Here is a 26,370-nt window from a genome sequence, read left to right on the forward strand (position 1 = left end):
CGAATCACGAATCACGAATCACGAATCACGAATCACGAATCACGAATCACGAATCCCGGCCCTCAAAGCACCTCGGACGCGTAGTCCGCCAGCCGCGAGCGCTCGCCCCGGCGCAGGGTGATGTGGGCGCTGTGTTCCCAGGCCTTGAAACGGTCGACGGCGTAGGTCAGGCCAGAGGTGGTTTCGGTCAGGTACGGCGTGTCGATCTGCTCCACGTTGCCCAGGCAGACGATCTTGGTGCCGGGGCCGGCGCGGGTGATCAGGGTCTTCATCTGCTTGGGCGTCAGGTTCTGCGCCTCGTCCAGGATCAGCCAGCGGCTGAGGAAGGTGCGGCCGCGCATGAAGTTGAGCGAGCGGATCTTGATGCGGCTGGCGAGCAGGTCGTTGGTTGCCGCGCGGCCCCAGCTGCCGCCTTCCTGGTTGTGGGTGAGCACTTCCAGGTTGTCAGTCAGCGCGCCCATCCACGGCGTCATCTTCTCTTCCTCGGTACCGGGCAGGAAACCGATGTCGTCACCGACGCTGACCGTGGCGCGGGTCATGATGATCTCGCGGTAACGCTGCTGGTCCATGGTTTGCGCCAGTCCGGCGGCGAGCGCCAGCAGGGTCTTGCCGGTGCCGGCGGTGCCGAGCAGGGTGACGAAGTCGATCTCCGGATCCATCAGCGCATTGAGCGCGAAGTTCTGCTCGCGGTTGCGGGCCAGGATGCCCCAGATCGCGTGCTGGCTGCTGCGGTAGTCGTCGACGATCTGCAGCGTGGCCTTGTCACCGTCGACGCGGGCGACGCGGAACTCCGCCTCCTCGTCCCCGGGCAGATAGAGGTACTGGTTCGGGTGCCAGCCGTCTTCCTCGCTCGTGCGCACCTCGTAGTAAGTGCGGCCCTTGTCGGTCCAGGACTTGAGATCCTTGCCATGGCGCTGCCAGAAGTCCTCGGGCAGCGCGTTGGTGCCGGTGTAGAGCAGGCTGAAGTCGTCCAGCGCGCGGTCGTTCTCGTAGTCCTCCGAGGCGATGCCCGCGATCGCGGCCTTGATCCGCAGGTTGATGTCCTTTGAGACGAACACCACCGGCAGTTCGACATCCTGCTGCTGCAGCGCCTGGATGGCGTGGATGATGTCGTTGTCGGGAATCTTGCCGTCGCCGGGCGGGCGCCGCGCCTCCAGCGCGCCGGTCTGGAAGCTGAGCCGGCCGATGCTGTCGGCGCCGCGCAGCTGCAGGCCCCTGGGGCGCTGCAGGACCAGGCCGGAAGCGATCTTGTCCGTGCCCTGGTCCTCGATCAGCTCGTTGATGAAGCGGCTGACCTGGCGCGCATTGCGGCTCGCCTCCGAGGTGCCCTTCTTGCCGGTGTCGAGTTCCTCGATGACCTGCATCGGCAGGTAGACGTCGTGCTCCTCGAACTTGAACAGCGCGGTGGGGTCGTGCATCAGGACATTGGTGTCGAGCACGTAGATGCGCTTGCCTTTGGTCATCATCGGCTTGGGGATCGCCTGTTGAGGTGGAAACGGCCGGGTAGGGCGGAGCCCGCTTCGCTGTGCGGACTCCGGGGAAGAGTGCAGCGGAGCGAGCTCCGCTCGACGGGGGAATTCGGGGCGCGCCCGGGAATCACTTGCCCTGGGCCGCCTTCAGCGCGTCGAGCACGGCCTCGGCATGGCCGGGCACCTTGACCTTGCGCCAGGCCTGCGCGATCCGGCCGTCGGGATCGACCAGGAAGGTGCTGCGTTCGATCCCCAGCACCTTGCGGCCGTACATGTTCTTTTCCTTGATCACGTCGAACGCGCGGCACAGCGCCTCGTCCGGGTCGCTGACCAGGGGAAACTTGAATCCCTGCTTGTCGCAGAAGTTGTCGTGCGACTTCACCGAGTCGCGCGACACACCGAGGACGGCCGCGTCACGACGCTTGAACTTCGGCAGCAGCGCATTGAAGTCCAGCCCCTCGGTGGTGCAGCCGGGAGTCGAGTCCTTGGGGTAGAAGTACAGCACCAGCCACTGACCGGCATAGTCGGCAAGGCTCGCGGTGGCACCGCCGGACAACGCCAGCGGCAGCGAGAGGATGGATTTTGGCAGCGACTTGCCGGTCTCGATCATGTGGATGGTGGTTCGCGACTAGTGATTGGTGATTGGCTAAAGAATGAAGCGGAACGGTTTGAGAGTGTTGCTCTTACGAATCACCAATCACGAATCACCAATCACGGCCCTTAGAACTTCATCGGATCCATGATCGCGTCCAGGTTGAGGTGGTCGCAGAATTCGAGGAAATCGTCTCGCAGCGCGGCAATGTGCATGTCGGCGGGCACGCCGATGGTCACCTGCGCCGAGAACATGTCGGCGCCAGTCTGCATCGCGCGGTAGCGGGAGGAGTGCAGGCTTTCGATGGTGATGCCCTGGCGGTCGAAGAAATCCGCCAGCTGGAACAGGATGCCCGGCTTGTCGGCCGCGACCACCTCGACCACGTAGGGCAGCAGGTTCGACTGCACCGGCTTGGCGCCGGTGCGGTACCAGATCAGTTTCAGGCCTTCCTCGCGATCGAGCCGGGTCAGCATCGCCTCGAGCTTGGCGACCGCGTCCCAGGAGCCGGTGGCCAGCGCGGTGACGGAGACGTCGCGGCCGACGGTGGACAGGCGCGCGTCGACGAGGTTGCAGCCGCTGTCGGCGATCCGCCGGCTCACCGTCAGCAACGGCGATTGCGGATGCGTCGTATAGGCGTTGATCAGCAGATGGTTCTCGTTCGGCGCGGGACGGGTAGCGGTGTCGGAATCGGTCAAGGCGGCGTCCGCGAAAAGTCGGGTCTGAACGGCGAGCCGGCCATGGACCGGTTGCCGCGTCCAGCATACTTGCCCGTGCTTCGGAGCCGCAAGTAAGATCGGTACCGTCGCGGGCGTTCCCGCCGGGCCGGTCCGCGCACCGGACACACGAAAACAGAATTGCGCCGGCTGGCGCAGACCAGAGAACAGCATCTTGCGACTTTCCGGCAGCATCACCGCCCTGGCGACGCCATTCAGCGTCGCCGGGGAACTCGACCTCGACGCCTGGCGCCGCCTGTTGCAGCTGCAGCTCGAGGGCGGCACCCAGGGCGTCGTGGTCGCCGGGTCGACCGGCGAGGCCGCGGCGCTGTACGAGGCGGAATACGACACCCTGCTGCGGACCGCGGTGGAAGCGATGGCCGGACGCATTCCGGTGCTGGCCGGAACCGGTCAGTCGAACACTGCCAAGACGATCGAACAGACACGTCGCGCCGCGGCATTGGGCGCCGACGCCGCACTGGTGGTGACGCCCCCCTACGTGCGCCCGACCCAGGCCGGCCTCGCGGCCCACTATCGCGCCGTGGCCGACGACGGCGCGCTGCCGCTGGTGCTGTACAACGTGCCCGGCCGCACCGGCTGCGACCTGCTGCCGGAGACCGTCGCCGACCTAGCGGCGCACGCGGGCATTGTCGCGGTGAAGGAGGCGTGCGACGAGCCGGAGCGGATGCAGGCGCTGCTGGCGTTGAAGTCCGATGCGTTCGCGGTATTGAGCGGCGACGACCCGACCGCCGCCCGGGCCATGCTCGCGGGTGCCGACGGCGTGATCTCGGTGGTATCGAACATCGCCCCGTGCGCGTTCCGCCGCCTGGCCGACCTGGCGCTCGCGGGCGATGAAGCCGAAGCACGGGCACTGGATGCACGGCTGCAGCCGCTCTACCGCTTCGCCGCGGTCGAACCCAACCCGATCCCGATCAAGGCGCTGCTCGCCCGGGCCGGCATGGGCCACGGCCTGCGCCTGCCGCTGACCCCGCTGGGGTCCGCGCATGCCGGCACCGCCGAACGCATCGCCGCCGCGGTCGACGAACTCGAACGCACCTGCCGCGATACACTCGCGGCCTGATCCCAGGAGACACCGATGTTCCAGACCCGTCCCGTGTTCCGCACCACCGTCCTCCTCGCGCTGGCCGTCGCCGTGCTGGCGGCCTCCGGCTGCCGCTGGTTCCGCAAGGAGAACGCGCTCTACGCGCAGAGTGCGGAAAGCCGGCCGCTCGAAGTGCCGCCCGATCTCGACCGCCCCGCCGGCGACGCGTCCATGGCGCTGCCCGAGGCGCCGCAATCGGTGACCCGGTCGTCGATGACCCCGGCGCGGCAGCCGCAGGGCGCCAGTGCCACCGGCTTCACCGTGGCCGGCCAGCGCGACCAGATCTTCGCCCAGGTCGGTGAGGTGCTCGAGGCCACGCCGGGGCTCACGATCTCCAGCCGCGCGCAGATCCTGGGGACCTACGACATCGCCTATGAAGGCAGCAATTTCCTGGTGCGCATCAGCCAGACCGGGGAAAACGCCTATGTCTCCGCAGTGGATCCGCGCGGACAGCCGGCTTCCGGCGAGGGCGCGACCAAGCTGATCGCGGCGCTGCGCGCGGAGCTCGGCGGCTGAGTTCCCGATCCACCGGAACGACACCGAACGGGCGCCAACGGCGCCCGTTCTCATCTCCGCGACGCCGGCTCACCCACCGTAGGAGCGCGCCATGCGCGCGATGCCGCGGGCATTGCGCCGCCCGCAGATTCCGGTGATCGGCGCGCCTGCCGGTCCGGAATCGCGGCATCCACCGGATCCGGCCGGCACCCGCGGTATCGCGCGCATGGCGCGCTCCTACGGGGCGGCCGGCGCGGACGTCAGCGCTCCAGCAGCGGCAGCTTGTCCGGCTTGCCTTCCCACTCCTTGGCGTCGGGCAGGCCGTCCTTGCGGGTGGTGATTACCGGCCAGTCCTTCGACAGCTCGGCGTTGAGCGCGACGAACGCTTCCTGGCCGGCAGGCACGTCGTCCTCCGGGTAGATGGCGTTGATCGGACATTCCGGCTCGCACAGGGTGCAGTCGATGCACTCGTCGGGATCGATCACCAGGAAGTTCGGGCCCTCGTGGAAGCAGTCGACCGGGCACACCTCCACGCAGTCGGTGTACTTGCACTTGATGCAGTTCTCGGTGACGACGAAGGGCATGGACAGCGATCCTCGAAGGCGTTCCTGTGGTGTGCGCGCAGTGTAATCCAGCGCGCCGAAACACGCTGCCAGGGACGCGTGCGAGCGCGCCGGCCGCGCCGGTGCGGGCAAAGAAAAACCCGGCCGGAGCCGGGTCTTCTGCGTCATCCGCGTCTTGCGGCGGATGCCTGCGGCATATGGCGCTCCCTACGGGATTCGAACCCGTGTTTTAGCCTTGAGAGGGCCACGTCCTAGGCCTCTAGACGAAGGGAGCTGGGGATCGGCCCTGGGGCCACCGGCTGGACGACCGGTTCGCAGCGACCGGATCGGCCGTGCAGCTTGCTAGTATAGCAGGACAACGGGCAATGCAGCACCGGCCGACCGCCGGAAACGGCGCCCGATCGACCCTCACCAGAATTCTAGATGCCGACCCAGAACGACACCGCATTGACCCGGCTGCGCAGCATCCCGCGCGACCAGCATTCCATCTCCCGCAAGGGCATCAGCCCCAATGCGCTGCGCGTGCTCTACCGCCTGCGTGAAGGCGGGCACGAGGCCTACCTGGTCGGCGGCGCCGTACGCGACCTGCTGGTGGGGCTGCAGCCGAAGGACTTCGACGTCGCCACCGACGCCACCCCCGAGCAGATCAAGGCGCTGTTCCGCAACTGCCGCCTGATCGGGCGCCGCTTCCGCCTGGCGCACGTGGTGTTCGGGCGCGAGATCATCGAGGTGGCCACCTTCCGCGCCAACATCGACGACGGCAGCGGCGACCGCGAGACCCACGCCGGCGGGCGGCTGCTGCGCGACAACGTCTACGGCACGATCGAGGACGACGCGGTGCGCCGCGACTTCACCGCCAACGCGCTGTACTACGCGATCGAGGATTTCTCGGTGCGCGACTACACCGGCGGGTTCGAGGACGTGCAGAACCGGGTGATGAAGCTGATCGGCGATCCCGAGCTGCGCTATCGCGAGGACCCGGTGCGCATGCTGCGCGCGGTGCGCCTGGCCGCCAAGCTCGGTTTCAGCATCGATCCCGAGAGCGCCGCGCCGCTCCCGCACCTGGCCTCGCTGCTGAGCGAGGCGGCGCCGGCGCGGCTGTTCGAGGAGTGCCTGAAGCTGTTCCTGTCCGGGAACGCCGAGGCAAGCTTCCTCGGCCTGGAGCAGCACGGCCTGCTGCCGGCGCTGCTGCCGGAATCGGCGGCGGCGATGGCTGCCAACCGCAGCGGCGCGCTGCGCCGCATGCTGCTCGAAGGCCTGCGCAACACCGATGCGCGCGTCGCCGCGGAGGAGCCGGTCTCGCCGGCCTTCCTGTTCGCACTGCTGCTGTGGCCGGCGTATTGCCGCGCGCTGATGGCGCTGCAGGCCGAAGGCGTGCACGCAGCCGAGGCGCAGCGCCGCGCCGCCGATCGCGTCACCGTGCACCAGCTCACCACCGTGGCGCTGCCGCGCCGGTTCTCGCTGCCGATGCAGGAGATCTGGCTGCTGCAGTCGCGCTTCCCGCTGCGCCAGCGCAAGCGGGTGGTGCGCACGTTGTCGCATCCGCGCTTCCGCGCCGCGTTCGATTTCCTGGTACTGCGGCAGAGCGCGTCGGACGACCACGCCGAGGATGTCGCCTTCTGGCGCGAGGCGCAGCAGGATCCCGACCATGCCATCGCCGCGCATCCGCCCGAAGCCGAGGTGGAGGCAGGAGAGGGAGAAGGCGCCGCGCCGCGCAAGCGCCGCCGGCGCCGCCGCCGCTCCACGGCGACGGAATGAGCCGGCCGGCCGTCGCCTGCGTCGGCCTCGGCGGCAATCTGGGTGATGTCGCAGCCACGTTGCGCAAAGCGGTCGCGGCGCTGGCGGCGCTGCCGGATACGCGTCTGTTGCGGACGTCGCGTTTCTACCGCACCCCGCCCTGGGGCGTGGAGGCGCAGCCCGGTTTCATCAATGCCGCGGTGGCGCTCGAGACCGGGCTTTCCGCGCGGGCGCTGCTCGATGCGCTGCTGCGGATCGAACGCGACTTCGGCCGTATCCGCGATGCCGACGAGCGCTGGGGGCCGCGCACGCTCGACCTGGACCTGTTGCTGTACGGCGAGGCGGTCGTCGACGAGCCCGGCCTGCGGGTACCGCATCCGCACCTGCACGAGCGCGCATTCGCCCTGCTGCCGTTGCTGGACGTGCTGCCGGAGGCGGTGATCTCGGGCGTCGGCTCCGCCCGTGATGCGCTTGCCACGCTGGATACGGCCAGTATCGAGCCGCTGTAGCGTGATCTGATCCGCAATCGTCGCGCGAGAATGCAGGAGTGGCTTCAGCCTGAGTTCCTCTGGTTCCTGCATCAATCCAACGGCTTGTCTATGCCCCTCCTCTTGAAAAAGGGCGCGCGCGAGAAGGCCACAGCCAAAGCAAATCCCCCTCAATCCCCCTTTTTCAAAGGGGGAGGGCAAGCGCTCAGGAACGTGGGGGAACCTCAGGGTTCAACCGCGACGGGGGCATGCCGACGACAGATCGTCTCTGCCGTTGTTCGTCTTCGCGACGCGCGGAGGCGCGTTCTTCATCGCCGCCGCCCAAGGGGCTGCCTGGCGCGGCCGCCGGGCGCGGCAGCGGTTAAGCTAGGGCGCATGAATACCGCCGTCAGACCGTTGACCGTTCCCGGCCTCGCCGCCGCCCGCCGCGAAGGCCGCAAGCTGGCGATGCTGACCGCCTACGACGCCGGCTTCGCGCGCGCCTGCGACGCGGGCGGCGTCGACCTGGTGCTGGTCGGCGATTCGCTCGGCATGGTGGTGCAGGGGCAGGGTTCCACCCTGCCGGTCACCGTCGACGACATCGCCTACCACACCCGTTGCGTCGCGCGCGGGTTGTCGCGCGCGCTGCTGGTCGCCGACCTGCCGTTCCAGGCCGATGCCACGCCCGAGCGCGCGCTCGATGCCGCCACCCGCCTGCTGCAGGCCGGCGCCGGCATGGTCAAGCTCGAGGGTGCCGGCCACAAGCTCGAGGTGATCCGTTTCCTGGTCGAGCGGGAGATTCCGGTCTGCGGCCATCTCGGCCTCACGCCGCAGTCGGTGCTGCGCTTCGGCGGCTTCCGGGTGCAGGGGCGCGAGGACGCGACCGCCGCCAAGCTGCGCGAGGACGCACTGGCCGTCGCCGCGGCCGGCGCCGCGCTGCTGGTGCTCGAATGCGTGCCGTCGGCGCTGGCGTCGGCGATCACCGCCGCCAGCCCCGTGCCGACCATCGGCATCGGTGCCGGTCCCGGCTGCGACGGCCAGGTGCTGGTGCTGCACGATTTCCTCGGTCTCGAGAGCGGCCACCGGCGGCCGAAGTTCGTCAAGGATTTCCTGGCCGACGGCGGCTCGGTAGCCGGCGCGGTGCAGGCCTACGTGGCCGCGGTGCGCGACGGGTCGTTTCCCGGTGAGGAGCACTCCTACACGTGAGTGTGCCTTTGCCACGGATCGACGCGGATCAAGCGGAGCGGCCGATGCCGCTCACCCCATGGCCGCTCACCCCATGTAGGAGGGGCTTCAGCCCCGACCACAATGTCGAATCGAGGCCCTGAGCTGAAATCCCTCCCGCAGGCGAGCAGCGACGCATGCGCCATCGTTTTTATCCGCGTCCATCCGTTTCGACCCGTGACAAAAGTCCCCCGACAACATGATCGAATCCGTCACCGAACTCGATAGCCTGCGCGCACGCATCGCCGCCTGGAAGCGAGAAGGCCTGCGCATCGGCTTCGTGCCGACCATGGGCAACCTGCATGCCGGCCACTACTCGTTGGTGCGGCTGGCAAGCGATCATGCCGATCGCGTGGTCGCCAGCGTGTTCGTCAACCCCACCCAGTTCGGCCCCGGCGAGGATTTCGAGCGCTACCCCCGCACCCCGGAGCAGGATGCCGCCGGGCTCGAGGCGGCCGGCTGCGATCTCGTCTGGCAGCCGTCGGTGGAGACCATGTATCCGTTCGGTGCCGAGTACGCGGTGCGCATGCGCGTGCCCGGCGTCACCGAGGTGCTCGACGGCGCCCATCGCCCCGGTCATTTCGATGGCGTGTGTACGGTGGTGTCGCGGCTGTTCAACCAGGTGCAGCCCGATGTGGCCGCGTTCGGCCGCAAGGACTACCAGCAGCTGGCGGTGATCCGCCACATGGTCCGCGACCTCGCGTTCCCGTTGCAGCTGCTTGCCGGCGACACCGTGCGCGAAGCGGACGGTCTGGCGATGAGTTCGCGCAACCAGTACCTGTCGGAGGCGGAACGCAGCGTTGCACCGGAACTGCATCGCGCCCTGCTGGCGATGCGCGATGCCGCGTGGGCGGGCGAACCGCTGACGTCGGCGGAAGCCGCGGCGCACGCGCGTCTGCAGGCGGCCGGCTTCCAGGTCGACTATGCGGTGATCCGCACGCCGGCACTGGCCGAACCGGAGGCCGGCACCGACGGCCCGCGCGTCGCGCTGGTGGCGGCGCGGCTGGGTGCGACGCGGCTGATCGACAACCTCGAGTTCGAACTGCCGCCCGGCTGAGGCGCACGGGAGCGACGGGGTTCTTCGGCGGTTACCTGAACTTGCGCCCAGCCTATGTTGCGATGCAGAAAATCGCCCCTATACTTCCGGAATCAGCGGATTTCCGCGCCCTGACTGCCGCGATCCGGCGAGCGATGCCATGCACCTGACCCTGCTCAAAGCCAAGATCCACCGCGCCACGGTGACCCACGCCGAGCTGCACTACGAGGGCTCGTGCGCGATCGACGCGCGCCTGCTCGAGATCTCCGGCATCCGCGAGTACGAACGGGTGGAGATCTACAACATCAACAACGGCGAGCGCTTCGCGACCTATGCGATCCGGGCCGAGCCCGGCAGCGGCACCATCTCGGTCAACGGCGCCGCCGCGCACAAGGCGCAGCCCGGCGACCTGGTGATCATCTGCGCCTACGGCGCCTGCGACGAGGCCGAGGCCGCGCAGTTCAAGCCGACCCTGGTCTACGTCGACCGCCAGAACCGGCTGACCCACACCAACGATTCGATCCCGGCGCAGGCGGCCTGAGCATGACGGCAGCGCAGCGGCTCACCGGTTCGCTGGCGCCGCACGCGCAGCGCCTGTCCTCTGTCCGGATCGCCGAGCTGATCGCCGCCGATCCGGCACGCGCCGGCGATCTGTCACTGCGCGTCGGTCCCATTTACGCCAACTTCTCGCGCCAGCGCATCGACCGCGACGCACTCGATGCGCTGCTGCAGCTGGCCGACACCTGCGCATTGCCGCAGGCGTTCCGCGCGCTGTTCGACGGCGAGCGGGTCAATGTGTCGGAAGACCGTCCGGCCCTGCACGTCGCGCTGCGCTCGGCACTGGGCGCCGGCGAGGTCGCACGCGACGCGCAGGCGCAGGCTGCGCAGGCGCGCGCGCGGATGGCAAAGCTGGTCGACGAGCTGGTCGCCTCCGACGTGACCGACATCGTCAACGTCGGCATCGGCGGCTCCGATCTCGGCCCGCGCCTGGTCGCCGACGCGCTGAAGGACGCGCACAGCGGACGTTTCCGCGTGCATTTCCTCACCAACGTCGACGGCAGCGATGCGCAGCACACGCTGCGCGGGCTGGATCCCGCGCGCACCGCGGCGATCCTGGTGTCGAAGAGTTTCGGCACCCAGGAAACGCTGCTCAACGGCCGGATCCTCAAGGACTGGCTCGGCGGCGGCGAGCGCCTGTACGCGGTCAGTGCCAACGTGCCGAAGGCGGAAGCGTTCGGTGTCGCGGCCGAACGCGTGCTGCCGATGTGGGACTGGGTGGGCGGACGTTACTCGCTGTGGTCGGCGGTTGGTTTCGCGATCGCGCTCGCCATCGGCATGCCGCGCTTCGAAGAGCTGCTGGCCGGCGCGGCGGAGATGGACGCGCACGCGCTGCAGGCGGCGCCCGAACGCAACCTGCCGATCCTGCATGCGCTCTCGGTGGTGTGGAACCGCAACGCGCTCGGCCTGTCGACCCATGCGGTGCTGCCCTACGACGAGCGCCTGGCGCTGCTGCCGGCCTACCTGCAGCAGCTGGTGATGGAAAGCCTGGGCAAGTCGGTCACGCCGGCCGGGCAGGCCGCCGGCGTGGACACGGTGCCGGTGCTCTGGGGCGGGGCGGGCACCAACTCGCAGCACAGCTTCTTCCAGGCCCTGCACCAGGGCACGCAGACGGTGCCCGCGGACTTCATCGGCGTGGTCAATCCCGATCACGCCTACGCCGAGAATCACGCCGCGCTGCTGTCCAACCTGCTGGCGCAGACCGAAGCGCTGGCCAACGGCCACTCGGATGGCGATCCGCAGAAGACCTATCCCGGCAACCGGCCCTCGACGCTGCTGCTGCTCGACGCGCTCACGCCGGCCTCGCTGGGCGCGCTGATCGCGCTGTACGAGCACAGCGTCTACGCGCAGTCGGTGCTGTGGGGCGTCAACGCCTTCGACCAGTGGGGCGTGGAACTGGGCAAGCGCATCGCCGGCGAGCTGTTGCCGGCCGTGCGCGGCGACACCACGGAAGTCTCCGACCCCGTCACCCGTGAACTGCTGACCGAGATCTCCCGCCGCCGTTCCGGCGGATGAGCGACGACGTCCGCATCCGCCATGCCGAGCCGGGCGATGCCGCCGGGCTGCATGTGCTGTTCTCCGCGCGCGATGCCTACGCCGCGACGCTGCAGCCACCGTTCCCGTCGCAGGCTGCCTGGGAGCAGGCGCTGGCCGATCCGCCGAAGCACGTGGTGCAGCTGGTCGCGGTCGACGGCGTCGACGGGGAGCTGGCCGGTGCCGCCGGGTTCGAGGTCTTCCGGAATCCGCGCCGCCGTCACGTCGCCAACCTCGGCATGGCGGTCGCCGCGGCGCGGCAGCGCCGCGGGATCGGCACGCAGCTGCTGCGTGCGGCGATCGACACCGCCGAGCGCTGGCACGGCGTGCAGCGCCTGGAGCTCGAGGTCTATACCGACAACCCGGCCGGGATCGCGCTGTACGAGAAGCACGGCTTCGTCCGTGAAGGCCATGCGCGCGGATACGCGCTGCGTGATGGCGCCTACGCCGACGTCTACCTGATGGCGCGCATCGCACCGTAGGAGCGCGCCGTGCGCGCGTGCTTGCGGCCTCCGTGCAGCCTGCACACCCGCGTTCGACACCCGCGGCATCGCGGGCGTGGCCCGCTCCTACGAAATGCGGGACGACGCGGCCTGCCGACGTAGGAGCGCGCCACGCGCGCGATGCCGCGGGTGCTCGCGACCGCCGTGCAGCTCGCACACCCGCATTCGACCCCCCGGCGTCGTGGGCGCCGTCGGAGCTACGGGCGTTCGCCGTGGCGCGCCAACGCCCATTGCACATGTTCGCGCACCACGGCGTCCGGCTCATCGGCGCGCGATTGCAGCGCCGCCACGACTGCCGGCGTGGTCGGTGCGTTGCCCAGCGCCACGGCGATATTGCGCAGCCAGCGCCGGTGGCCGCTGCGGCGGATCGCCGAGCCTTCGGTGCGGCGCAGGAACTCGTCCTCGTCCCAGGCGAACAGGTCGGCCAGCGTGGCCGTGTCGAGATCGTTGCGGGCGCGGAAGTCCGGCTCGTCGTTGCGCCTGGCGAACTTGTTCCACGGACAGACCAGCTGGCAGTCGTCGCAGCCGAAGATGCGGTTGCCGATCGCCGGGCGCAGGTCTTCGGGAATGGCGCCGTCGTGCTCGATGGTGAGATAGCTGATGCAGCGGCGCGCATCGAGCCGATGCGGTGCGGTGATCGCCCCGGTCGGGCAGACGTCGATGCAGCGCGTGCAGCTGCCGCAGTGGGCGCTGGCCGGCGCATCGACCGGCAGCGGCAGGTCGACATAGAGTTCGCCGAGGAAGAACCAGGAGCCGCCGTCGCGGTCGATCAGGCAGGTGTGCTTGCCGATCCAGCCGAGCCCGGCGTTGCGCGCCAGCGCGCGCTCGAGCACCGGCGCCGAGTCGACGAACACGCGATGGCCGAACGGGCCGATCTCTTCCGCGACGCGGTCGGCCAGCTTCTGCAGCCGCTGGCGCATCAGCTTGTGGTAGTCGCGGCCGAGCGCATAGCGGGCGACGTAGGCGCGCTCGCCGTCGGCCAGCGTGCGCCAGCTCTCGTCATCGTCGTCGCGGCCGTAGTCGAGGCCGACCGAAATCACCCGTACCGTCCCGGGCACCAGTTCCTGCGGCCGCGAGCGCTTGTCGCCGTGCCGGGCCATCCAGTCCATCGAGCCGTACAGTCCCCGTGCCAGCCAGTCGCGCAGGTGGGCCTCGTCCTCGCCCAGCTCGATGCCGGCGATGCCGCAGCGCTGGAAACCGGCCTCGCGCGCGAGCGTGCGGATCCGCGCCGCGAGGGCGGCGGGATCGGCTCGGGGGGCCTGCGTGGGCGCGTGAGAAGGCATCCGACAAGTGTAGAGCGGTCGCCATTCATCGCCCCCCGCCAGAGGAGTTGCCGCCTGACTGCGATTCAGGACGGCCGCTCTGGCGATGCCGCGGTTGAGCATGAAGTTTTGCCCACGGTCAACGTGGATCGGTGCGGAAATGCATTGGTCGGCGGTCGACCTGTCCGTGTTCATCCGCGTTGATCCGTGACTGAACCAGTCAATGGGCCGCGCCGCGGGTGGCCGCCCGGCACCGAGCCCGGAAAGCGGCAGGGACGACGCGCGCAGGTAGAATCCGGCCGATGAACACGGCCCGCCCGCGCGACCCCGAGCCCCTGTACGACAGCGCGGCATTGCGCGCGATCGAGGCCGCCGCGACCGCGCACCTGGGCGGCGACGCCTTCGAGCTGATGCGGCGCGCCGGGCAGGCGGCCTGGCGCGAACTGCTGCGGCGCTGGCCGCAGGCGCAGCGGATCGTAGTGGTCTGCGGACCCGGCAACAACGGCGGCGACGGTTACGTGCTGGCACGGCATGCGTTCGATTCCGGGCGCGAGGTGTGCGTGGTGCGGCTCGAGGCGCATGCGCCGCGGGGCGGGTTGGCGCAGCATGCCTGCGCGGCCTACCGCGACGGCGGCGGTCGCATCGAGCGCTACGACGGCGCGCTTCCGGCGGCCGACGTGCTGGTCGATGCGCTGTTCGGCATCGGCCTGTCGCGTGCGCCGGACGAACCCTGCGGTGCATTGATCGACGCGATCAACGCCGCACCGGCGCCGGTGCTGGCGCTGGACGCGCCCAGCGGCATCGACGCCGACAGCGGCAGCGCGCCGGGCAAGGCGATCCGCGCCGAGGCGACGCTGCAGTTCATCGCCGCGCATGCGGGACTTTATACCGGCGATGCACTGGACCATGGCGGCGCGCTGTCGCTGGCGGGCCTCGACGTGCCCGGGGACGTGCTGGTGCAGGTCAAACCTGTCGCCGGCTGCCTGCGCGCGGAGGATCTTCCGGCGCGGTTCCGGCCGCGCCCGCGCAACAGCCACAAGGGCCGCTCCGGCCACGTGCTGTGCATCGGCGGCGACGCCGGCAAGGGCGGTGCGGTCATGCTGGCGGCCGAGGCGGCGCTGCGCTGCGGCGCCGGGCTGGTCAGCGTGGCCACGCGTGCCGAGCACGTCGCGGCGTTGCTGGCGCGGCGGCCCGAGGCGATGGTGCAGGCGGTCGAATCCGCCACGGTGCCGCCGCCGTTGTTCCAACGTGCCGACGTGCTGGCCGTCGGTCCCGGGCTGGGCGAAGGCGAGTGGGGCGCTGCACTGCACGCCGCGGCCCTGGCCTGCGGCAAGCCGCTGGTCCTCGATGCCGATGCGCTCAACCTGCTGGCGCGCAACGCGCAGTCGCCGCCCGCCGGCACGGTGCTGACGCCGCACCCGGGCGAAGCGGCGCGGCTGCTCGGCATCTCCGGCAGCGAGGTGCAGGCCAACCGCTTCGCCGCCGCGCATCTGCTGTGCGCGTGTTTCGGCTGCGCGGTGGTGCTCAAGGGGGCCGGCAGCGTGGTCGCGGCGCCGGGCGAACTGCCGCAGGTGATCGCCGCCGGCAATCCCGGCCTGGCGGTCGGCGGCACCGGCGACGTGCTCACCGGCTGCATCGCCGCGCTGCGTGCCCAGGGCTTTTCCGCCTTCGATGCCGCCGCCACCGGCGCGCTGCTGCATGCCGCCGCCGGCGACCTGGCGGCGCAGGCCGGCGGCGAGCGCGGCCTGTTGCCCTCGGACCTGTTCGAACCGCTGCGGCGGCTGGTCAACCCATGAGCGGCGCCGAACGCCTGTACCTGCCCGACGAAGCGGCGACGCAGGCGCTCGCCCGCGCGTTGGCGGCCACGCAGCCCGCGCCCGCGGTGGTGTATCTGCGCGGCGACCTCGGCGCCGGCAAGTCGACCCTGGCGCGTGCCTGGCTGCGGGCGCTGGGCGTGATCGGCACGGTCCGCAGCCCCACCTATACCCTGGTCGAGCGCTACCCGCTGGGCGCGGCGGGCGAGGCCCTGCACCTGGATCTCTACCGGATCGGCGAGGCCGGCGAACTGGAGTTCCTGGGGCTGGACGAGGTGCCGGCGGCATTGTGGCTGGTGGAATGGCCCGAGCGCGGCGCCGGGGCGCTGCCGCCACCGGATCTGGAGGTGGCGCTGGAGATCGCCGGCCCCGGCCGTAGCGCGCGGCTGTTGGGCCATGGACCGCGGGGAGCCGCCTGGCTGTCGGCGCCGGTGCTCGCCGACCTGGTACGCGAGTTGCGGCCGCTTCCTGAACCGTGACCGTAGGAAGGGCTGCCAGGCCACGGATTTCAAAGGAAAAAGTGCTTGCAAAGAATGCGCCTTGGTGCTTGACTAGCGGCCATGCGCGTACGGGGAGCCCGTCTTCAGGAAATCCTGCTCGGTCTGGCACTGCTGGCCGGGCTGCTCTGGAGCGTGGCCGAAGCGTCTGAAATCAAGCACTTGCGCCTGGATACCGGCGCTACCGGCACCCGCGCCGAGCTGGCGCTGGCGAAAGAAACCGAATTCAAGGTCATCACCCTCGCAAACCCCGATCGGCTGGTGATCGACCTGCCAGGTACCGCACTGGGCAGCGGCGTCAAGCTGCCGGCCCCCGCGGGGCTGGTGCGCGCCGTGCGCAGCGGCCAACCGGAGCCGGGCGTGACCCGCATCGTGTTCGACCTGGCCGAGCCGGTGGCCGCGCTCGGCCCGAGGTTCGAGCCCGGCGCCGACGGCGTGCGCCTGGTGGTGGAGTGGCCGGGCGACAGCGGCGGCAGCGATCCGATCGCACGCGTGATCGCGCAGGTATCCGAGACGCCGCCCGAAACCGCCGCGCCCGCCGCACGCGTCGATCCCGCCGCGGCCTCGAGCGCGGCCACGACGCGCCTGATCTCCGGCATTGCCGCCGCCGTGACGCCCTCGAATCCGGCACCGGCGCCGGCCTCGGCCTCGGCATCGACGGCGCCACCGCCACCCTCGGGCAATCCGACGCCGCAATCACCGGCCCCGGCCGCGTCCACGAACGAACCCGCGCCTCGCCAGGCGCAGGCGGTTCCGCCGCCGCGCCCGCCGCCGTCCACCGCGGGGATGCGTCCACTGGTCATCGCCATCGATCCCGGACATGGCGGACAGGATCCGGGGGCGGTCGGGCCGACCGGCAAGCGCGAGAAGGACATCACCCTGGCGATCGCGCGCGAGCTGGGCCGGCAGATCGATGCCACGCCCGGGCTCAAGTCGTATCTCACCCGCGATGGTGACGTGTTCATCCCGCTCAACCGCCGCGCCCAGCTGGCGCGCGAGGCCGGCGCCGACATGTTCATCTCGATCCATGCCGATGCCGCGCACAACCGCAACGCCAAGGGCTCCTCGGTGTACGTGCTGTCGCTGCGCGGCGCGTCCTCGCAGCGTGCGCGCTGGCTCGCCGACAAGGAGAACGCGGCCGACCTGATCGGCGGCGTGCGCCTGCAGGAAGCCGACGACACCCTGGCCTCGGTGCTGCTGGATCTCACCCAGAGCGGGCAGATGAAGGCGTCCGAGGATGCCGGCAGCCACATCCTCGACGGCCTCAAGCGCATCGGCAACAACCACAAGCCGCACATCGAGCGCGCCAACTTCGCCGTGCTGCGCACCTCGGACATGCCGGCGATGCTGGTGGAGACCGCCTTCCTGTCCAACCCGGACGAGGAAAAGCGGCTGATCGATCCGAAGTTCCAGCGCACGGTGGCGCGCGCGGTACTCGACGGCGTCAACACCTATTTCTCCGCGCAACCGCCGCCGGGCACGCTGTATGCCGCACGCGCCGCCGCGGCGAACGGCAGCGGCGGCGTCGCGGGCGGCGGCAGCCCGTAGCGACACATGCTTCCCCTGGGCTGCCGGACCGGCCCCGTCTCCCGCGTGATGAAGCCTCCCGCGCCCCGGGCGCGTCTCCCTTGCGGTGAAGCCTCCCACGCCCCGGCCCCGTCTCCCGCGTGCTTGAAGTCCCCCGCAACGTCATCCCGGCGCAGGCCGGGATCCAGCGACTCTTGGCCCATGTTGCGAGGTGCCGACTCGCGGCCGCACGGCAATCAGCGGTTTTCGTGCATGGCCCTGGCTGCAGGGGCGCGGGCTCTGGATCCCGGCCTACGCCGGGATGACGGTGAATGCACTGACGGTCGGGAACACATGCGTGCTCCGCTATCAGCACGGCTCGCGGCGCGAGATGCAGACTTGCGGTCGCACGACAATCGGAAGTGTCCGTACAGGCACCAGCTGTCGGACGGATCGAAGCCCGTCTCCCGCGTGATGAAGCCTCCCGCGCCGTCATCCCGGCGCAGGCCGGGATCCAGTGCCCTATGAAGCCTCCCGCGCCGTCATCCCGGCGCAGGCCGGGATCCAGTGCCTTTCGGCCCATGTTGCGAGGTGCCGACTCGCGGCCGCACGGCAATCAGCGGTTTTCGTGCATGGCCCTGGCTGCAGGGGCGCGGGCTCTGGATCCCGGCCTACGCCGGGATGACGGCCTACGCCGGGATGACGGTGTGCGCCGGGATGATGGTGAATGCGCTGACAGTCGGGCACGCACGGGACGCTCCCGTTATCATCACGGTTGACCCATTCCGCCGCCGCCCGTGGGCGATGTCCGTCCTTTGAGCATCCGCCAACTCCCCGACACCCTCGTCAACCAGATCGCCGCCGGCGAGGTCGTGGAGCGCCCGGCGTCCGTGGTCAAGGAACTGGTCGAGAATGCGCTCGATGCCGGCGCGATGCGCGTGGACATCGACCTGGAGGAGGGCGGGGTGCGCCTGGTCCGTGTCCGCGACGACGGCGGCGGCATGGCCGCGGACGATCTGCCGCTGGCGGTATCGCGCCACGCCACCAGCAAGATCGCCTCGCTCGACGACCTGGAGGCGGTGGCCACGCTCGGCTTTCGCGGCGAGGCGTTGCCGTCGATCGCGTCCGTCAGCCGCTTTTCGATCGCCTCGCGCCGTCCCGACGATGCCCATGGCGCCATGCTGGCGGTGGACGGCGGCCGCGTCGCCGCGGTGGCGCCGAGGCCGCACCCGCCGGGCACCACGGTCGAGGTACGCGACCTGTTCTACAACGTGCCGGCGCGGCGCAAGTTCCTGCGCGCCGAGCGCACCGAGCTCGGCCACATCGAGGAATGGCTGCGCTCGCTGGCGCTGTCGCGTCCCGACGTGGAGCTGCGCATCACGCACAACGGCAAACCGTCGCGGCGCTACAAGGGCGGCGGCGCGCTGTTCTCCGACGAGCGCCTCAACGAGACCCTGGGCGGCGAGTTCGCGAAACACGCGCTGCGCGTCGAGCACGAGGGCGCGGGGCTGCGCCTGCACGGCTGGATCGCGCAGCCGGCGTATTCGCGCGCCAGCGCCGACCAGCAGTACCTCTACGCCAACGGCCGCGCGGTGCGCGACCGCAGTGTCGCGCATGCGGTCAGGCAGGCCTATGCCGACGTGCTCTACCACGGCCGCCAGCCGGCGTACGTGCTGTTCCTGGAACTCGAGCCGGCCCGCGTCGACGTCAACGTGCACCCGGCCAAGCACGAGGTGCGCTTCCGCGATGCGCGCCTGGTGCATGATTTCGTCTATCGCACGCTGCATGACGCGTTGGCCGGGACCCGCGCCGGCCTACAGCCGGCACCGGCAATGACGGCGGGCGCCGGCGGCGGCGCGGTCGCCTTGCAGGTCGGCGCACCGGCGTCGCCGCATTGGCAACCGTCGGCGCGCGACCAGTCCGGCCTGGCGCTGCGCATCGACGAGGCCCGCGCCGGCTACGCCGCGCTCTATGGCGCGCCGCCACAGGCCGCGCAGCCGATGTCCACCGCGCCCGCGGCGATGCCGGAGCACGACGAGGCCGGCATCCCGCCGCTGGGCTATGCGCTGGCGCAGCTGCATGGCATCTTCATCCTCAGCCAGTGCGCCGACGGCCTGGTGGTGGTGGACATGCACGCCGCGCACGAGCGCATCGGCTACGAGAAGCTGAAGACCGCACACGACAGCGAAGGCCTGCGCGTGCAGCCGCTGCTGGTGCCGCAGGCGGTCGCGGTGTCCGAACGCGAGGCCGATGTCGCCGAGCGCGAGGCCGCCACGCTGTCCGAACTCGGTTTCGAGGTCTCGCGCGGCGGGCCGCAGTCGCTGCTGCTGCGCGGCGTGCCGGCGCTGCTGGCCGAGGGCGACACCGAGGCGCTGTTGCGCGACGTGCTGGCGGACCTGCGCGAGCATGGCGAAAGCCGCCGCGTCGCCAGCGCGCGCGACGAGCTGCTGTCGACCATGGCCTGCCACGGCGCGGTACGCGCCAACCGCCGCCTGACGGTGCCGGAGATGAACGCACTGCTGCGGCAGATGGAGGCGACGGAGCGTTCCGGACAATGCAATCATGGGCGCCCGACCTGGGCGCGGTTCAGCCTGGCGGAGATCGATCGCTGGTTCATGCGGGGGCGTTGAAATGGGGAAGACGACACGAGTTGCCTGGATCGCTGCGGTTCTGGCGGCGGGCCTGGCCGGATGCGGACAGGACACGGCGCAGGATGTGGCCTCAGCATCGGACGACGGCGACGCGCCGGCCGCGGCACCGGCCGCCGATGCCGCCTTCGTGCGCGAGCTGGAAGCCTGGCGCGAGCAGCGGGAGGAAAGCCTGCTGGCGCCGGACGGCTGGACCGGCCTGGTCGGCCTGCACTGGATCGAGCTCAAGGCGCACTACGTCGGCAGCGACAGCGGCCTGCGCCTGGCCAAGGGGCCGCCGCGGATCGGCCTGCTGCAGCAACAGGACGGGCGCCTGTACTTCACGCCCGAGCGCGGCGTCGACCTCACCCTCGACGGCGAGCCTTTCACCGCCCGTGCCGAACTGCACGGCGACCGCAGCGAGACGCCGAGCGTGATCGGCTTCGACGGCGGCAAGGGCGAGATCAGCGTGATCGAGCGCGGCAACAGGCGCGCGCTGCGCGTGCGCCATGCCGAGGCCGAGGCACGGACCGGTTTCGCCGGTCTCGATTACTGGCCCGCCGATCAGGGCTGGCGCGTGCAGGGGCGTTTCGTCGCGCACCCGCCGGGCAAGACCATAGAGATCGCCAACATCATCGGCATGCTCGAGCCGATGCCCAATCCCGGTGCGGTCGAGTTCGAGCGCGACGGCCGGACCCATCGCCTGGAAGCGGTGGACGACGGCACGGGCGGCCTGTTCCTGATCCTCGCCGATCGCACCAACGGCCAAGGCAGCTACGGCGCCGGGCGCTACCTGGATGCGCCGGCCGCCGACGAAGCCGGGAACGTCGTGCTCGATTTCAATCGCGCCTACAACCCGCCGTGCGCGTTCACCGCGCATGCGACCTGCCCGCTGCCGCCGCAGGAGAACCGGCTCGACCTGGCGATCACCGCCGGCGAGAAGGCCTACGCCAAGCCCGCCATCTGATTCCCACGCAAAGCAAGGATGTCTTCATGCGCCTGTTGAACCGCCGTTCGCTCAAGTCGCTGCTGCTGTCGCTCGCCGTCGCCGCTGTCGCAGTGGCCGGTTTCGCTTTTGCCGAGAAGCCGCAGGTCGCGGCGCCGCCGTCCGCTGGCGTCGCGCCACCGGTGCCGCTGTTGTGGAAGGTGTCGGGCGAGTCCGGCGCCGTGTACCTGCTCGGCTCGTTCCATCTGCTCAAGCCCGCGGACTATCCGCTGTCGGCGGACGTGGACGCCGCGTTCGACGACGTCGACAAGCTGATCTTCGAGATCCCGCCGGACGAGATGAGCTCGCCCGCCCTCGGCATCAAGATGGGGCAGGCGGCCATGCGCACCGACGGCACCCTGCTCGACAGCGAGCTGCCCGAGGAAACCGCCGCGGGCCTCGAGCGCTGGCTGGACGCCAATGCCGCGACCCTGCAGAAGATGCAGTTGACCCCGCAGACCATGCAGATGTTCGAGCCCTGGTTCGTCGCGTTGATGGTCACCATCACCGAGATGACCAACTACGGCCTCGATCCGGCGCTCGGCCTGGATGCGCATTTCGCCACGCGCGCGCAGAAGGCCGGCAAGCCCACCTCCGGCCTGGAGACCGGCGATCAGCAGATCGCCTTCCTCGACGGTATGGATCGCAAGGAGCAGCTGCAGTTCCTGCAGGAGTCGCTCGACTCGACCGGCGTCGAGGGCCGCAAGGAGATCGAGAAGCTTCACGCCGCCTGGCGCGACGGCGATGCGCGGGCGATGTGGGAAGGGATGGCGGCGGAAATGCGCGAGCAGTTCCCGGCGCTCTACCGCCGCATCAACGTCGAACGCAACGACGCCTGGGTGCCGAAGATCGAGGCGATGCTGGGCGACGCCGCCGGCGGCAACACCCTGGTCGTGGTCGGCGCGCTGCACCTGCTCGGCGACGACGGCGTGGTCGAGAAGCTGCAGGCGAAGGGATTCGAGGTCGAGCGGATCTGTTCGGCGTGCGCGGCGACGGCGGCCAACTGATTCTTCGAATCGCTGCCGCTTCGCCGTACCCTTGAGGTGGGCCTTGGCCCACCGTTATCGTCCGCGATGACGCGCCGCCCATCCTCCGCGCCACTCGCCCCGGCCTTGTGCATGGCGCAAGAACGTTCAGATGTGCGCGAGCCAATGGCTCGCAAGCAGCACACCTTCACCCCGAAGGGGACAAGGAAAGCGGTCAATCACCGCCCGGTGAGGGCACCGCTTCCGAGCGGTCGGCCGGCGCCGGTCCGATCATGTCGATGCAATCCACCGGACAGGCCGGCACGCAGAGTTCGCAACCGGTACACAGCGGTTCGATGACGGAATGCATGCGCTTGGCGCCGCCTATGATCGCGTCGACCGGGCAGGCCTGGATGCACTTGGTGCAGCCGATGCAATCCGCCTCGACGATCAGAGCGACTTCCGGCGGACGATGGGTGCCGCGCGTGCGGTCGTAGGGCAAGGGGTCGCGTCCGAGCAGCCGCGCCAAGGCCCGCGCGCCGGCATCGCCGCCGGGCGGGCACCGATCGACGTCGACTTCGCCGGCCGCCAACGCTTCGGCGTAGGGGCGGCAGCCGTCGAAACCGCACTGCCGGCACTGCGTCTGCGGCAGCAGGCGGTCGATGCGTTCGATCAGGTCGGGCGTTGCCATGGAATTGACTCTCGGGATTGCTCCCGCAAAACCCCGGTTCGGGCGGGTGGCTGCGGCATGCCGCAGCCGGGACGTCGCGACTCCCGTCGCTCCCACATGACAGCGTGCCACGGGGCATGCCATTGAAGCGAGACGCTGTGGGAGTGGCGGCGGCATGCCGCCGCCGGGGAATCGCGACACCGGCCGGAGCGGCGGACCGGCCCCGCTATCGCACCGGCATGCCCGGCGCGGCGCCGGCGTCCGCGTCCAGCAGCGCCAGCGTACCGCCATCGAAGCCAGCCGACAGGATCATGCCCTCGCTGAGGCCGAAGCGCATCTTGCGCGGGGCCAGGTTGGCGATGAAGACCACGTTGCGCCCGACCAGCTTTTCCGGCTCGCCGTAGCTGGTGCGGATGCCGGAGAAGATCTGGCGGCGGCCGAGGTCGCCGGCGTCAAGCTCGAAGCGCAGCAGCTTGTCGGAGCCCTCGACGAACTCGCAGGCGACCACCCGACCGATACGCAGGTCGAGTTTCGCGAAATCGTCGATGCCGACGGTCGCGGGAGCGGCGGTCGTTGCGGCGTTCTTCGCCGCGGCATCGCCGGTCGCAGCCGCCTTCGCCTCCACTGGGGCTTGCGCGGCGGGCTTGAGGTCTTCCTTGCTGGCTTCGGTCATGGCGGCGATCTGCTTCGGGTCGAGTCGGGTGAACAGTGGCGCGTAGGTTTCGATCGCGTGGTCGAGCAGCGGCGCGTCGAGGTCCCGCCAGCGTTCGAGCGGCGCGGCGAGGAACGCCTCCGCCTGCGCCGTCACCGTCGGCAACACCGGCCGCAACGCTGCCGCCAGCACCCGGAACAGGTTCAGCCCCTGCGTGCAGACCGCCTGCAGTTCGGCATCGGCGGCGTCCCCGCTTTCAGCGGATCGTTTCGCGATCACCCAGGGCTTCTTCTCGTCGATGTAGCGATTGGCTTCGTCGGCCAGCGCCATGGTCATGCGCAGCACCGCCGCCGGCTCGTTGCGCTCGTAGGCCTCGCGGATCGGCGCCAGGCCGGCGACGAAGCGCGCGTACATGTCCGGCTCCGGCAGCGCCGCGGCCAGGCGGCCGTCGAAGCGCTTGCCAATGAAGCCCGCGCAGCGGCTGGCGAGGTTGACGAACTTGCCGACCAGGTCGGCGTTCACGCGGGCGACGAAGTCGGACAGGTTGAGGTCGAGGTCATCCACCCCGCCCGAGGACTTGGCAGCGTAGTAGTAGCGCAGCGCCTCGGGATGCAGCCCGCACTCGAGATAGGTACGGGCCATGACGAAGGTGCCGCGCGACTTCGACATCTTGGCGCCGTCGACGGTCAGGTAGCCGTTGACGTGCAGCCGCGTCGGCGCGCGGAAGCCGGCGCCGTGCAGCACCGCCGGCCAGAACAGGCCGTGGAAGTTGACGATGTCCTTGCCGATGAAATGGTGCAGCTCGGAGTCGCTGTCCGGCGCCAGGAACTCGAAGAAGTTCAGGCCCTCGCGCTCGCACAGTGCCTGGAAGCTGCTGAGGTAGCCGATCGGCGCGTCCAGCCACACGTACAGGAACTTGCCCGGATGGCCCGGGATCTCGAAGCCGAAGTAGGGCGCGTCGCGGGAGATGTCCCAGGCGCGCAGGCCGCCTTCGCCGTCCAGCCATTCCTGCAGCTTGGCCTTGACGCCGGGCACGGCCACGTCGCCGCGCAGCCATTCGCGCAGGAAGCCTTCGAACTGCCCGACCTCGAAGAAGAAGTGCTCGGACTCGCGCAATTCCGGCGCCGCGCCCGACAGCACCGAGCGCGGTTCCTTCAGATCGGTCGGCGCATAGGTGGCGCCGCAGTTCTCGCAGTTGTCGCCGTACTGGTCGGGCGTGCCGCAGTTCGGGCAGATGCCCTTGATGTAGCGGTCGGGCAGGAACATGCCCTTGGCAGGATCGTAGAACTGCGCCACCGAGCGCCGGCTGATGTGGCCGTTGTTGTCGAGCTTGCTGTAGATCGCCTCGGTCAGCGCGCGGTTGCCCGGCGAGTGGGTCGAATCGTAGTGGTCGAAGGCGACCCCGAAATCAGCGAAGTCGCGCTCGTGCCCGGCCTGGACGCCGGCGATGAAGGCCTCCGGCGTGGTGCCGGCCTTTTCCGCCGCCAGCATGATCGGCGTGCCGTGGGTGTCGTCAGCGCAGACGAAGTAGGTGGTGTTGCCGGCCATGCGCCGCGCACGCACCCAGATGTCGGCCTGGATGTAGCCCACCAGGTGGCCCAGGTGCAGCGGGCCGTTGGCATAGGGCAGGGCGGTGGAGACGATCGCGGTGCGGGACATGGCGGACGATGCGGAAACGGCCGGCGATTATCGCATGCCTGCCGCGGACGCCGGCCGCGCCGGTGGCGCGGTTCGCGTCCCCGTCGCCACGAACGGAAACGGCCCGGCGGATGCCGGGCCGTTCGAAGATTTCTCAGGGCCGCCGGCCCGTCACTCCCGCTGCCAGACCTGCTCGCGGCAGATGAAGGCGACGCACCCCGACACGCCGAGCCGGTTGGCATCGATCAGCTTGGCCTTGGACTTGTAGGTCTTGCCCTTGGCCGGATCGAGGATCGTGCCGCCGGACCACGCATCCTCGCCGTCGGGCTTCAGGTCCCAAAGGATCGTCATGCCCTCGATCGGTTTGCCCTTGTTGGCGCCGCTGCACTTGTCGCAGGTCGGGTCGGGCCCGCGGTCGGACTGCAGGATCTCGGCCACCTTGCCATACAGGGTGCCGTCGGCGGCCTCGGTGATTTCGACGATCGACTTGGGCTTGCCGGTCTCGTCGTCGATGGTCTTCCAGCGGCCGGTGGCCGAGTCCTGGGCCATGGCGGTCAGCGGTAGCAACGCCAGTGCAAGAACGAATGAACGCATACGCATGATTCCCTCCGGAAGATGGCCGGTCCGGCGTCATGCCGCTCCGGCGCGTGATTCAGGCCTTTATAACCGATTGCATGCCCTTCGCACGGCATGGCGTCGCACCCGTTCAGGCGACGGGGAAGACGGATCGGTGGCGGCGCAAGGAGTAGAATTGCCGCCATGCGATCAGACATCGGAGCATCTCCCGCGGCGGCCCATGCGGTTCAGGGCAGCCTGAAGCCACTCCCCCGCGTCCGCAACATCATCGCGATCGGTTCCGGCAAGGGCGGGGTCGGCAAATCGACCACGGCGGTGAACCTGGCACTTGCGCTGGCGGCCGATGGCGCGCGCGTCGGCGTGCTCGATGCCGACGTCTACGGCCCCAGCGTGCCGATGATGCTGGGCCTGTCGGGGCGGCCGGACAGCCCCGACGGCAAGTCGATCGTCCCGATGCGCGCGCACGGCATCGAGGCGATGTCGATCGGGCTGCTGGTCGAGCAGGACACGCCGATGATCTGGCGCGGTCCGATGGCAACCTCCGCATTGACGCAGCTGCTCAACGAAACCCTCTGGGGCGGGGACGACGGCCTCGACTACCTGATCGTCGACCTGCCGCCCGGCACCGGCGACATCCAGCTGACGCTGGCGCAGAAGATCCCGGTCGCCGGCGCGATCATCGTCACCACGCCGCAGGACGTAGCCACGCTGGACGCGCGCAAGGCGCTGAAGATGTTCCAGAAGGTCGACGTGGCGGTGCTCGGGTTGATCGAGAACATGGCCCAACATGTCTGCTCCAACTGTGGCCACGTCGAGCACCTGTTCGGCCAGGGCGGCGGCGAGCGCATGGCGGAGCAGTACGGCGTGCCGCTGCTGGGGTCGCTGCCGCTGGAGGCGGGCATCCGCGAGCAGGGCGATGCCGGCACGCCGGTGGTCGCCGCGCAGCCGGACTCGGCCGCGGCGCAGGCCTATCGCGAGACCGCGCGCCGGCTGGTGGAAGAACTGGCGAAGCGGCCGCGTGCGTCGATGCCGATTTCGGCCTCCTTGCTCTGAAGACCGGCCTCTCCCTCCGTAGGAGCGCGCCATGCGCGCGATGCCGCGGGCATTTCGCCGCCCGCAAGTCCCGGTGACCGGCGCGCCTGCCGGTCCGGCATCGCGGCATCACCGGATCCTGCAGGCACCCGCG

Annotated in this window: 23 protein-coding genes, 1 tRNA gene and 1 pseudogene; 16 read left to right on the forward strand and 9 right to left on the reverse strand. The window is 70.0% G+C overall.

Annotated elements, in window-relative coordinates; all coding sequences use genetic code 11:
* Positions 1-62 precede the first annotated feature (62 nt).
* The 3 genes from FXO19_RS17870 to FXO19_RS17880 all read right to left on the reverse strand — a co-directional run bounded on the left by FXO19_RS17870 (position 63) and on the right by FXO19_RS17880 (position 2,756).
* Complete coding sequence (locus tag FXO19_RS17870; RefSeq protein WP_149196475.1) at positions 63-1,463, reverse strand: PhoH family protein; 1,401 nt, start codon at positions 1,461-1,463, stop codon at positions 63-65.
* Between the two features lie 133 nt (positions 1,464-1,596).
* Positions 1,597-2,079 (reverse strand): peroxiredoxin, encoded by a 483-nt coding sequence (locus FXO19_RS17875; protein WP_149196476.1) that lies wholly within the window; start codon positions 2,077-2,079, stop codon positions 1,597-1,599.
* A gap of 110 nt (positions 2,080-2,189) precedes the next feature.
* Complete coding sequence (locus tag FXO19_RS17880) at positions 2,190-2,756, reverse strand: glycine cleavage system transcriptional repressor (RefSeq protein WP_149196477.1); 567 nt, start codon at positions 2,754-2,756, stop codon at positions 2,190-2,192.
* Positions 2,757-2,949: 193 nt separating this feature from the next.
* Here FXO19_RS17880 and dapA point away from each other — a divergent pair, with 193 nt between their 5' ends.
* Both dapA and FXO19_RS17890 read left to right on the forward strand, forming a co-directional pair.
* A complete protein-coding gene (dapA, locus tag FXO19_RS17885; RefSeq protein ID WP_149196478.1) occupies positions 2,950-3,855 on the forward strand; it encodes a 4-hydroxy-tetrahydrodipicolinate synthase in 906 nt (301 codons plus the stop codon).
* Between the two features lie 15 nt (positions 3,856-3,870).
* Entirely contained in the window at positions 3,871-4,392 is a 522-nt protein-coding gene (locus tag FXO19_RS17890) for a hypothetical protein (RefSeq protein WP_149196479.1), read from the forward strand.
* Positions 4,393-4,631: 239 nt separating this feature from the next.
* Here FXO19_RS17890 and fdxA read toward each other — a convergent pair whose 3' ends face one another.
* Positions 4,632-4,955 (reverse strand): ferredoxin FdxA, encoded by a 324-nt coding sequence (gene fdxA / locus FXO19_RS17895; RefSeq protein WP_149196480.1) that lies wholly within the window; start codon positions 4,953-4,955, stop codon positions 4,632-4,634.
* A gap of 177 nt (positions 4,956-5,132) precedes the next feature.
* A tRNA-Glu gene (locus tag FXO19_RS17900) sits at positions 5,133-5,208 on the reverse strand.
* Between the two features lie 182 nt (positions 5,209-5,390).
* Between FXO19_RS17900 and pcnB the strand changes: the two are divergent.
* The 7 genes and pseudogenes from pcnB to FXO19_RS17935 all read left to right on the forward strand — a co-directional run.
* Positions 5,391-6,692 (forward strand): annotated as a pseudogene (gene pcnB / locus FXO19_RS17905) (polynucleotide adenylyltransferase PcnB); the annotation flags it as partial.
* A complete protein-coding gene (gene folK, locus FXO19_RS17910; protein WP_149196482.1) occupies positions 6,689-7,180 on the forward strand; it encodes a 2-amino-4-hydroxy-6-hydroxymethyldihydropteridine diphosphokinase in 492 nt (163 codons plus the stop codon). The pseudogene pcnB and the gene folK, both read left to right, overlap by 4 nt.
* 354 nt (positions 7,181-7,534) lie before the next feature.
* Positions 7,535-8,344: a 3-methyl-2-oxobutanoate hydroxymethyltransferase gene (gene panB, locus FXO19_RS17915; RefSeq protein WP_149196483.1), complete on the forward strand. Its 810-nt coding sequence runs from the start codon at positions 7,535-7,537 to the stop codon at positions 8,342-8,344.
* 217 nt (positions 8,345-8,561) lie between these two features.
* On the forward strand, positions 8,562-9,419 hold the full coding sequence (panC, locus tag FXO19_RS17920; protein WP_149196484.1) for a pantoate--beta-alanine ligase: 858 nt from the start codon (positions 8,562-8,564) through the stop codon (positions 9,417-9,419).
* 139 nt (positions 9,420-9,558) lie between these two features.
* Complete coding sequence (gene panD / locus FXO19_RS17925) at positions 9,559-9,939, forward strand: aspartate 1-decarboxylase (protein ID WP_149196485.1); 381 nt, start codon at positions 9,559-9,561, stop codon at positions 9,937-9,939.
* 2 nt (positions 9,940-9,941) lie between these two features.
* Positions 9,942-11,471: a glucose-6-phosphate isomerase gene (gene pgi / locus FXO19_RS17930; RefSeq protein WP_149196486.1), complete on the forward strand. Its 1,530-nt coding sequence runs from the start codon at positions 9,942-9,944 to the stop codon at positions 11,469-11,471.
* A complete protein-coding gene (locus FXO19_RS17935) occupies positions 11,468-11,971 on the forward strand; it encodes a GNAT family N-acetyltransferase (RefSeq protein WP_149196487.1) in 504 nt (167 codons plus the stop codon). The genes pgi and FXO19_RS17935 overlap by 4 nt, the downstream gene beginning before the upstream one ends.
* A 218-nt stretch (positions 11,972-12,189) precedes the next feature.
* Here the strand turns inward: FXO19_RS17935 and queG are convergent, their stop codons facing one another.
* A complete protein-coding gene (gene queG, locus FXO19_RS17940) occupies positions 12,190-13,275 on the reverse strand; it encodes a tRNA epoxyqueuosine(34) reductase QueG (RefSeq protein ID WP_149196488.1) in 1,086 nt (361 codons plus the stop codon).
* Between the two features lie 281 nt (positions 13,276-13,556).
* On the opposite strand from queG, the gene FXO19_RS17945 reads away from it, so the two are divergent.
* The 6 genes from FXO19_RS17945 to FXO19_RS17970 all read left to right on the forward strand — a co-directional run bounded on the left by FXO19_RS17945 (position 13,557) and on the right by FXO19_RS17970 (position 21,690).
* Positions 13,557-15,050 (forward strand): NAD(P)H-hydrate dehydratase, encoded by a 1,494-nt coding sequence (locus FXO19_RS17945; protein WP_149196489.1) that lies wholly within the window; start codon positions 13,557-13,559, stop codon positions 15,048-15,050.
* A complete protein-coding gene (tsaE, locus tag FXO19_RS17950; RefSeq protein ID WP_149196490.1) occupies positions 15,047-15,547 on the forward strand; it encodes a tRNA (adenosine(37)-N6)-threonylcarbamoyltransferase complex ATPase subunit type 1 TsaE in 501 nt (166 codons plus the stop codon). The genes FXO19_RS17945 and tsaE overlap by 4 nt, the downstream gene beginning before the upstream one ends.
* Positions 15,548-15,628: 81 nt before the next feature.
* A complete protein-coding gene (locus tag FXO19_RS17955) occupies positions 15,629-17,113 on the forward strand; it encodes an N-acetylmuramoyl-L-alanine amidase (RefSeq protein WP_149196491.1) in 1,485 nt (494 codons plus the stop codon).
* A 773-nt stretch (positions 17,114-17,886) separates the two neighbouring features.
* Positions 17,887-19,701: a DNA mismatch repair endonuclease MutL gene (mutL, locus tag FXO19_RS17960; protein WP_149196492.1), complete on the forward strand. Its 1,815-nt coding sequence runs from the start codon at positions 17,887-17,889 to the stop codon at positions 19,699-19,701.
* Position 19,702: 1 nt separating this feature from the next.
* On the forward strand, positions 19,703-20,665 hold the full coding sequence (locus FXO19_RS17965) for a DUF1684 domain-containing protein (protein ID WP_149196493.1): 963 nt from the start codon (positions 19,703-19,705) through the stop codon (positions 20,663-20,665).
* Between the two features lie 26 nt (positions 20,666-20,691).
* Positions 20,692-21,690, forward strand: coding sequence for a TraB/GumN family protein (locus tag FXO19_RS17970; protein WP_149196494.1), 999 nt, complete (start codon positions 20,692-20,694; stop codon positions 21,688-21,690).
* A 193-nt stretch (positions 21,691-21,883) separates the two neighbouring features.
* On the opposite strand, the gene rnfB is transcribed toward FXO19_RS17970, so the two are convergent.
* The 3 genes from rnfB to FXO19_RS17985 form a co-directional block, all read right to left on the reverse strand.
* Positions 21,884-22,339, reverse strand: a complete 456-nt coding sequence (gene rnfB / locus FXO19_RS17975) for an Rnf electron transport complex subunit RnfB (protein WP_149196495.1) — start codon at positions 22,337-22,339, stop codon at positions 21,884-21,886.
* A 205-nt stretch (positions 22,340-22,544) separates the two neighbouring features.
* Entirely contained in the window at positions 22,545-24,629 is a 2,085-nt protein-coding gene (gene metG / locus FXO19_RS17980; RefSeq protein WP_149196496.1) for a methionine--tRNA ligase, read from the reverse strand.
* A gap of 150 nt (positions 24,630-24,779) precedes the next feature.
* A complete protein-coding gene (locus FXO19_RS17985; RefSeq protein ID WP_149196497.1) occupies positions 24,780-25,208 on the reverse strand; it encodes a DUF2147 domain-containing protein in 429 nt (142 codons plus the stop codon).
* Positions 25,209-25,367: 159 nt separating this feature from the next.
* Between FXO19_RS17985 and apbC the strand changes: the two genes are divergently transcribed.
* The gene (gene apbC, locus FXO19_RS17990; RefSeq protein ID WP_149196498.1) at positions 25,368-26,237 is read left to right on the forward strand and encodes an iron-sulfur cluster carrier protein ApbC; all 870 of its coding nucleotides are present in this window, start codon (positions 25,368-25,370) and stop codon (positions 26,235-26,237) included.
* The last annotated feature ends 133 nt before the right edge of the window (positions 26,238-26,370 follow it).

It is taken from the genome of Luteimonas suaedae (genome assembly GCF_008312895.1).
In the GTDB taxonomy this organism is placed as follows: Bacteria; Pseudomonadota; Gammaproteobacteria; order Xanthomonadales; family Xanthomonadaceae; genus Luteimonas; species Luteimonas suaedae.

Bases quoted from the DNA above. Each gene is read 5' to 3' on its own strand.
- FXO19_RS17870 (WP_149196475.1), bottom strand. From the start codon at position 1,463: ATGACCAAAGGCAAGCGCATCTACGTGCTCGACACCAATGTCCTGATG.
- FXO19_RS17875 (WP_149196476.1), bottom strand. From the start codon at position 2,079: ATGATCGAGACCGGCAAGTCGCTGCCAAAATCCATCCTCTCGCTGCCG.
- FXO19_RS17890 (WP_149196479.1), top strand. From the start codon at position 3,871: ATGTTCCAGACCCGTCCCGTGTTCCGCACCACCGTCCTCCTCGCGCTG.
- fdxA (WP_149196480.1), bottom strand. From the start codon at position 4,955: ATGCCCTTCGTCGTCACCGAGAACTGCATCAAGTGCAAGTACACCGAC.
- folK (WP_149196482.1), top strand. From the start codon at position 6,689: ATGAGCCGGCCGGCCGTCGCCTGCGTCGGCCTCGGCGGCAATCTGGGT.
- panB (WP_149196483.1), top strand. From the start codon at position 7,535: ATGAATACCGCCGTCAGACCGTTGACCGTTCCCGGCCTCGCCGCCGCC.
- panC (WP_149196484.1), top strand. From the start codon at position 8,562: ATGATCGAATCCGTCACCGAACTCGATAGCCTGCGCGCACGCATCGCC.
- panD (WP_149196485.1), top strand. From the start codon at position 9,559: ATGCACCTGACCCTGCTCAAAGCCAAGATCCACCGCGCCACGGTGACC.
- pgi (WP_149196486.1), top strand. From the start codon at position 9,942: ATGACGGCAGCGCAGCGGCTCACCGGTTCGCTGGCGCCGCACGCGCAG.
- FXO19_RS17935 (WP_149196487.1), top strand. From the start codon at position 11,468: ATGAGCGACGACGTCCGCATCCGCCATGCCGAGCCGGGCGATGCCGCC.
- queG (WP_149196488.1), bottom strand. From the start codon at position 13,275: ATGCCTTCTCACGCGCCCACGCAGGCCCCCCGAGCCGATCCCGCCGCC.
- FXO19_RS17945 (WP_149196489.1), top strand. From the start codon at position 13,557: ATGAACACGGCCCGCCCGCGCGACCCCGAGCCCCTGTACGACAGCGCG.
- tsaE (WP_149196490.1), top strand. From the start codon at position 15,047: ATGAGCGGCGCCGAACGCCTGTACCTGCCCGACGAAGCGGCGACGCAG.
- FXO19_RS17955 (WP_149196491.1), top strand. From the start codon at position 15,629: ATGCGCGTACGGGGAGCCCGTCTTCAGGAAATCCTGCTCGGTCTGGCA.
- FXO19_RS17965 (WP_149196493.1), top strand. From the start codon at position 19,703: ATGGGGAAGACGACACGAGTTGCCTGGATCGCTGCGGTTCTGGCGGCG.
- FXO19_RS17970 (WP_149196494.1), top strand. From the start codon at position 20,692: ATGCGCCTGTTGAACCGCCGTTCGCTCAAGTCGCTGCTGCTGTCGCTC.
- rnfB (WP_149196495.1), bottom strand. From the start codon at position 22,339: ATGGCAACGCCCGACCTGATCGAACGCATCGACCGCCTGCTGCCGCAG.
- metG (WP_149196496.1), bottom strand. From the start codon at position 24,629: ATGTCCCGCACCGCGATCGTCTCCACCGCCCTGCCCTATGCCAACGGC.
- FXO19_RS17985 (WP_149196497.1), bottom strand. From the start codon at position 25,208: ATGCGTATGCGTTCATTCGTTCTTGCACTGGCGTTGCTACCGCTGACC.
- apbC (WP_149196498.1), top strand. From the start codon at position 25,368: ATGCGATCAGACATCGGAGCATCTCCCGCGGCGGCCCATGCGGTTCAG.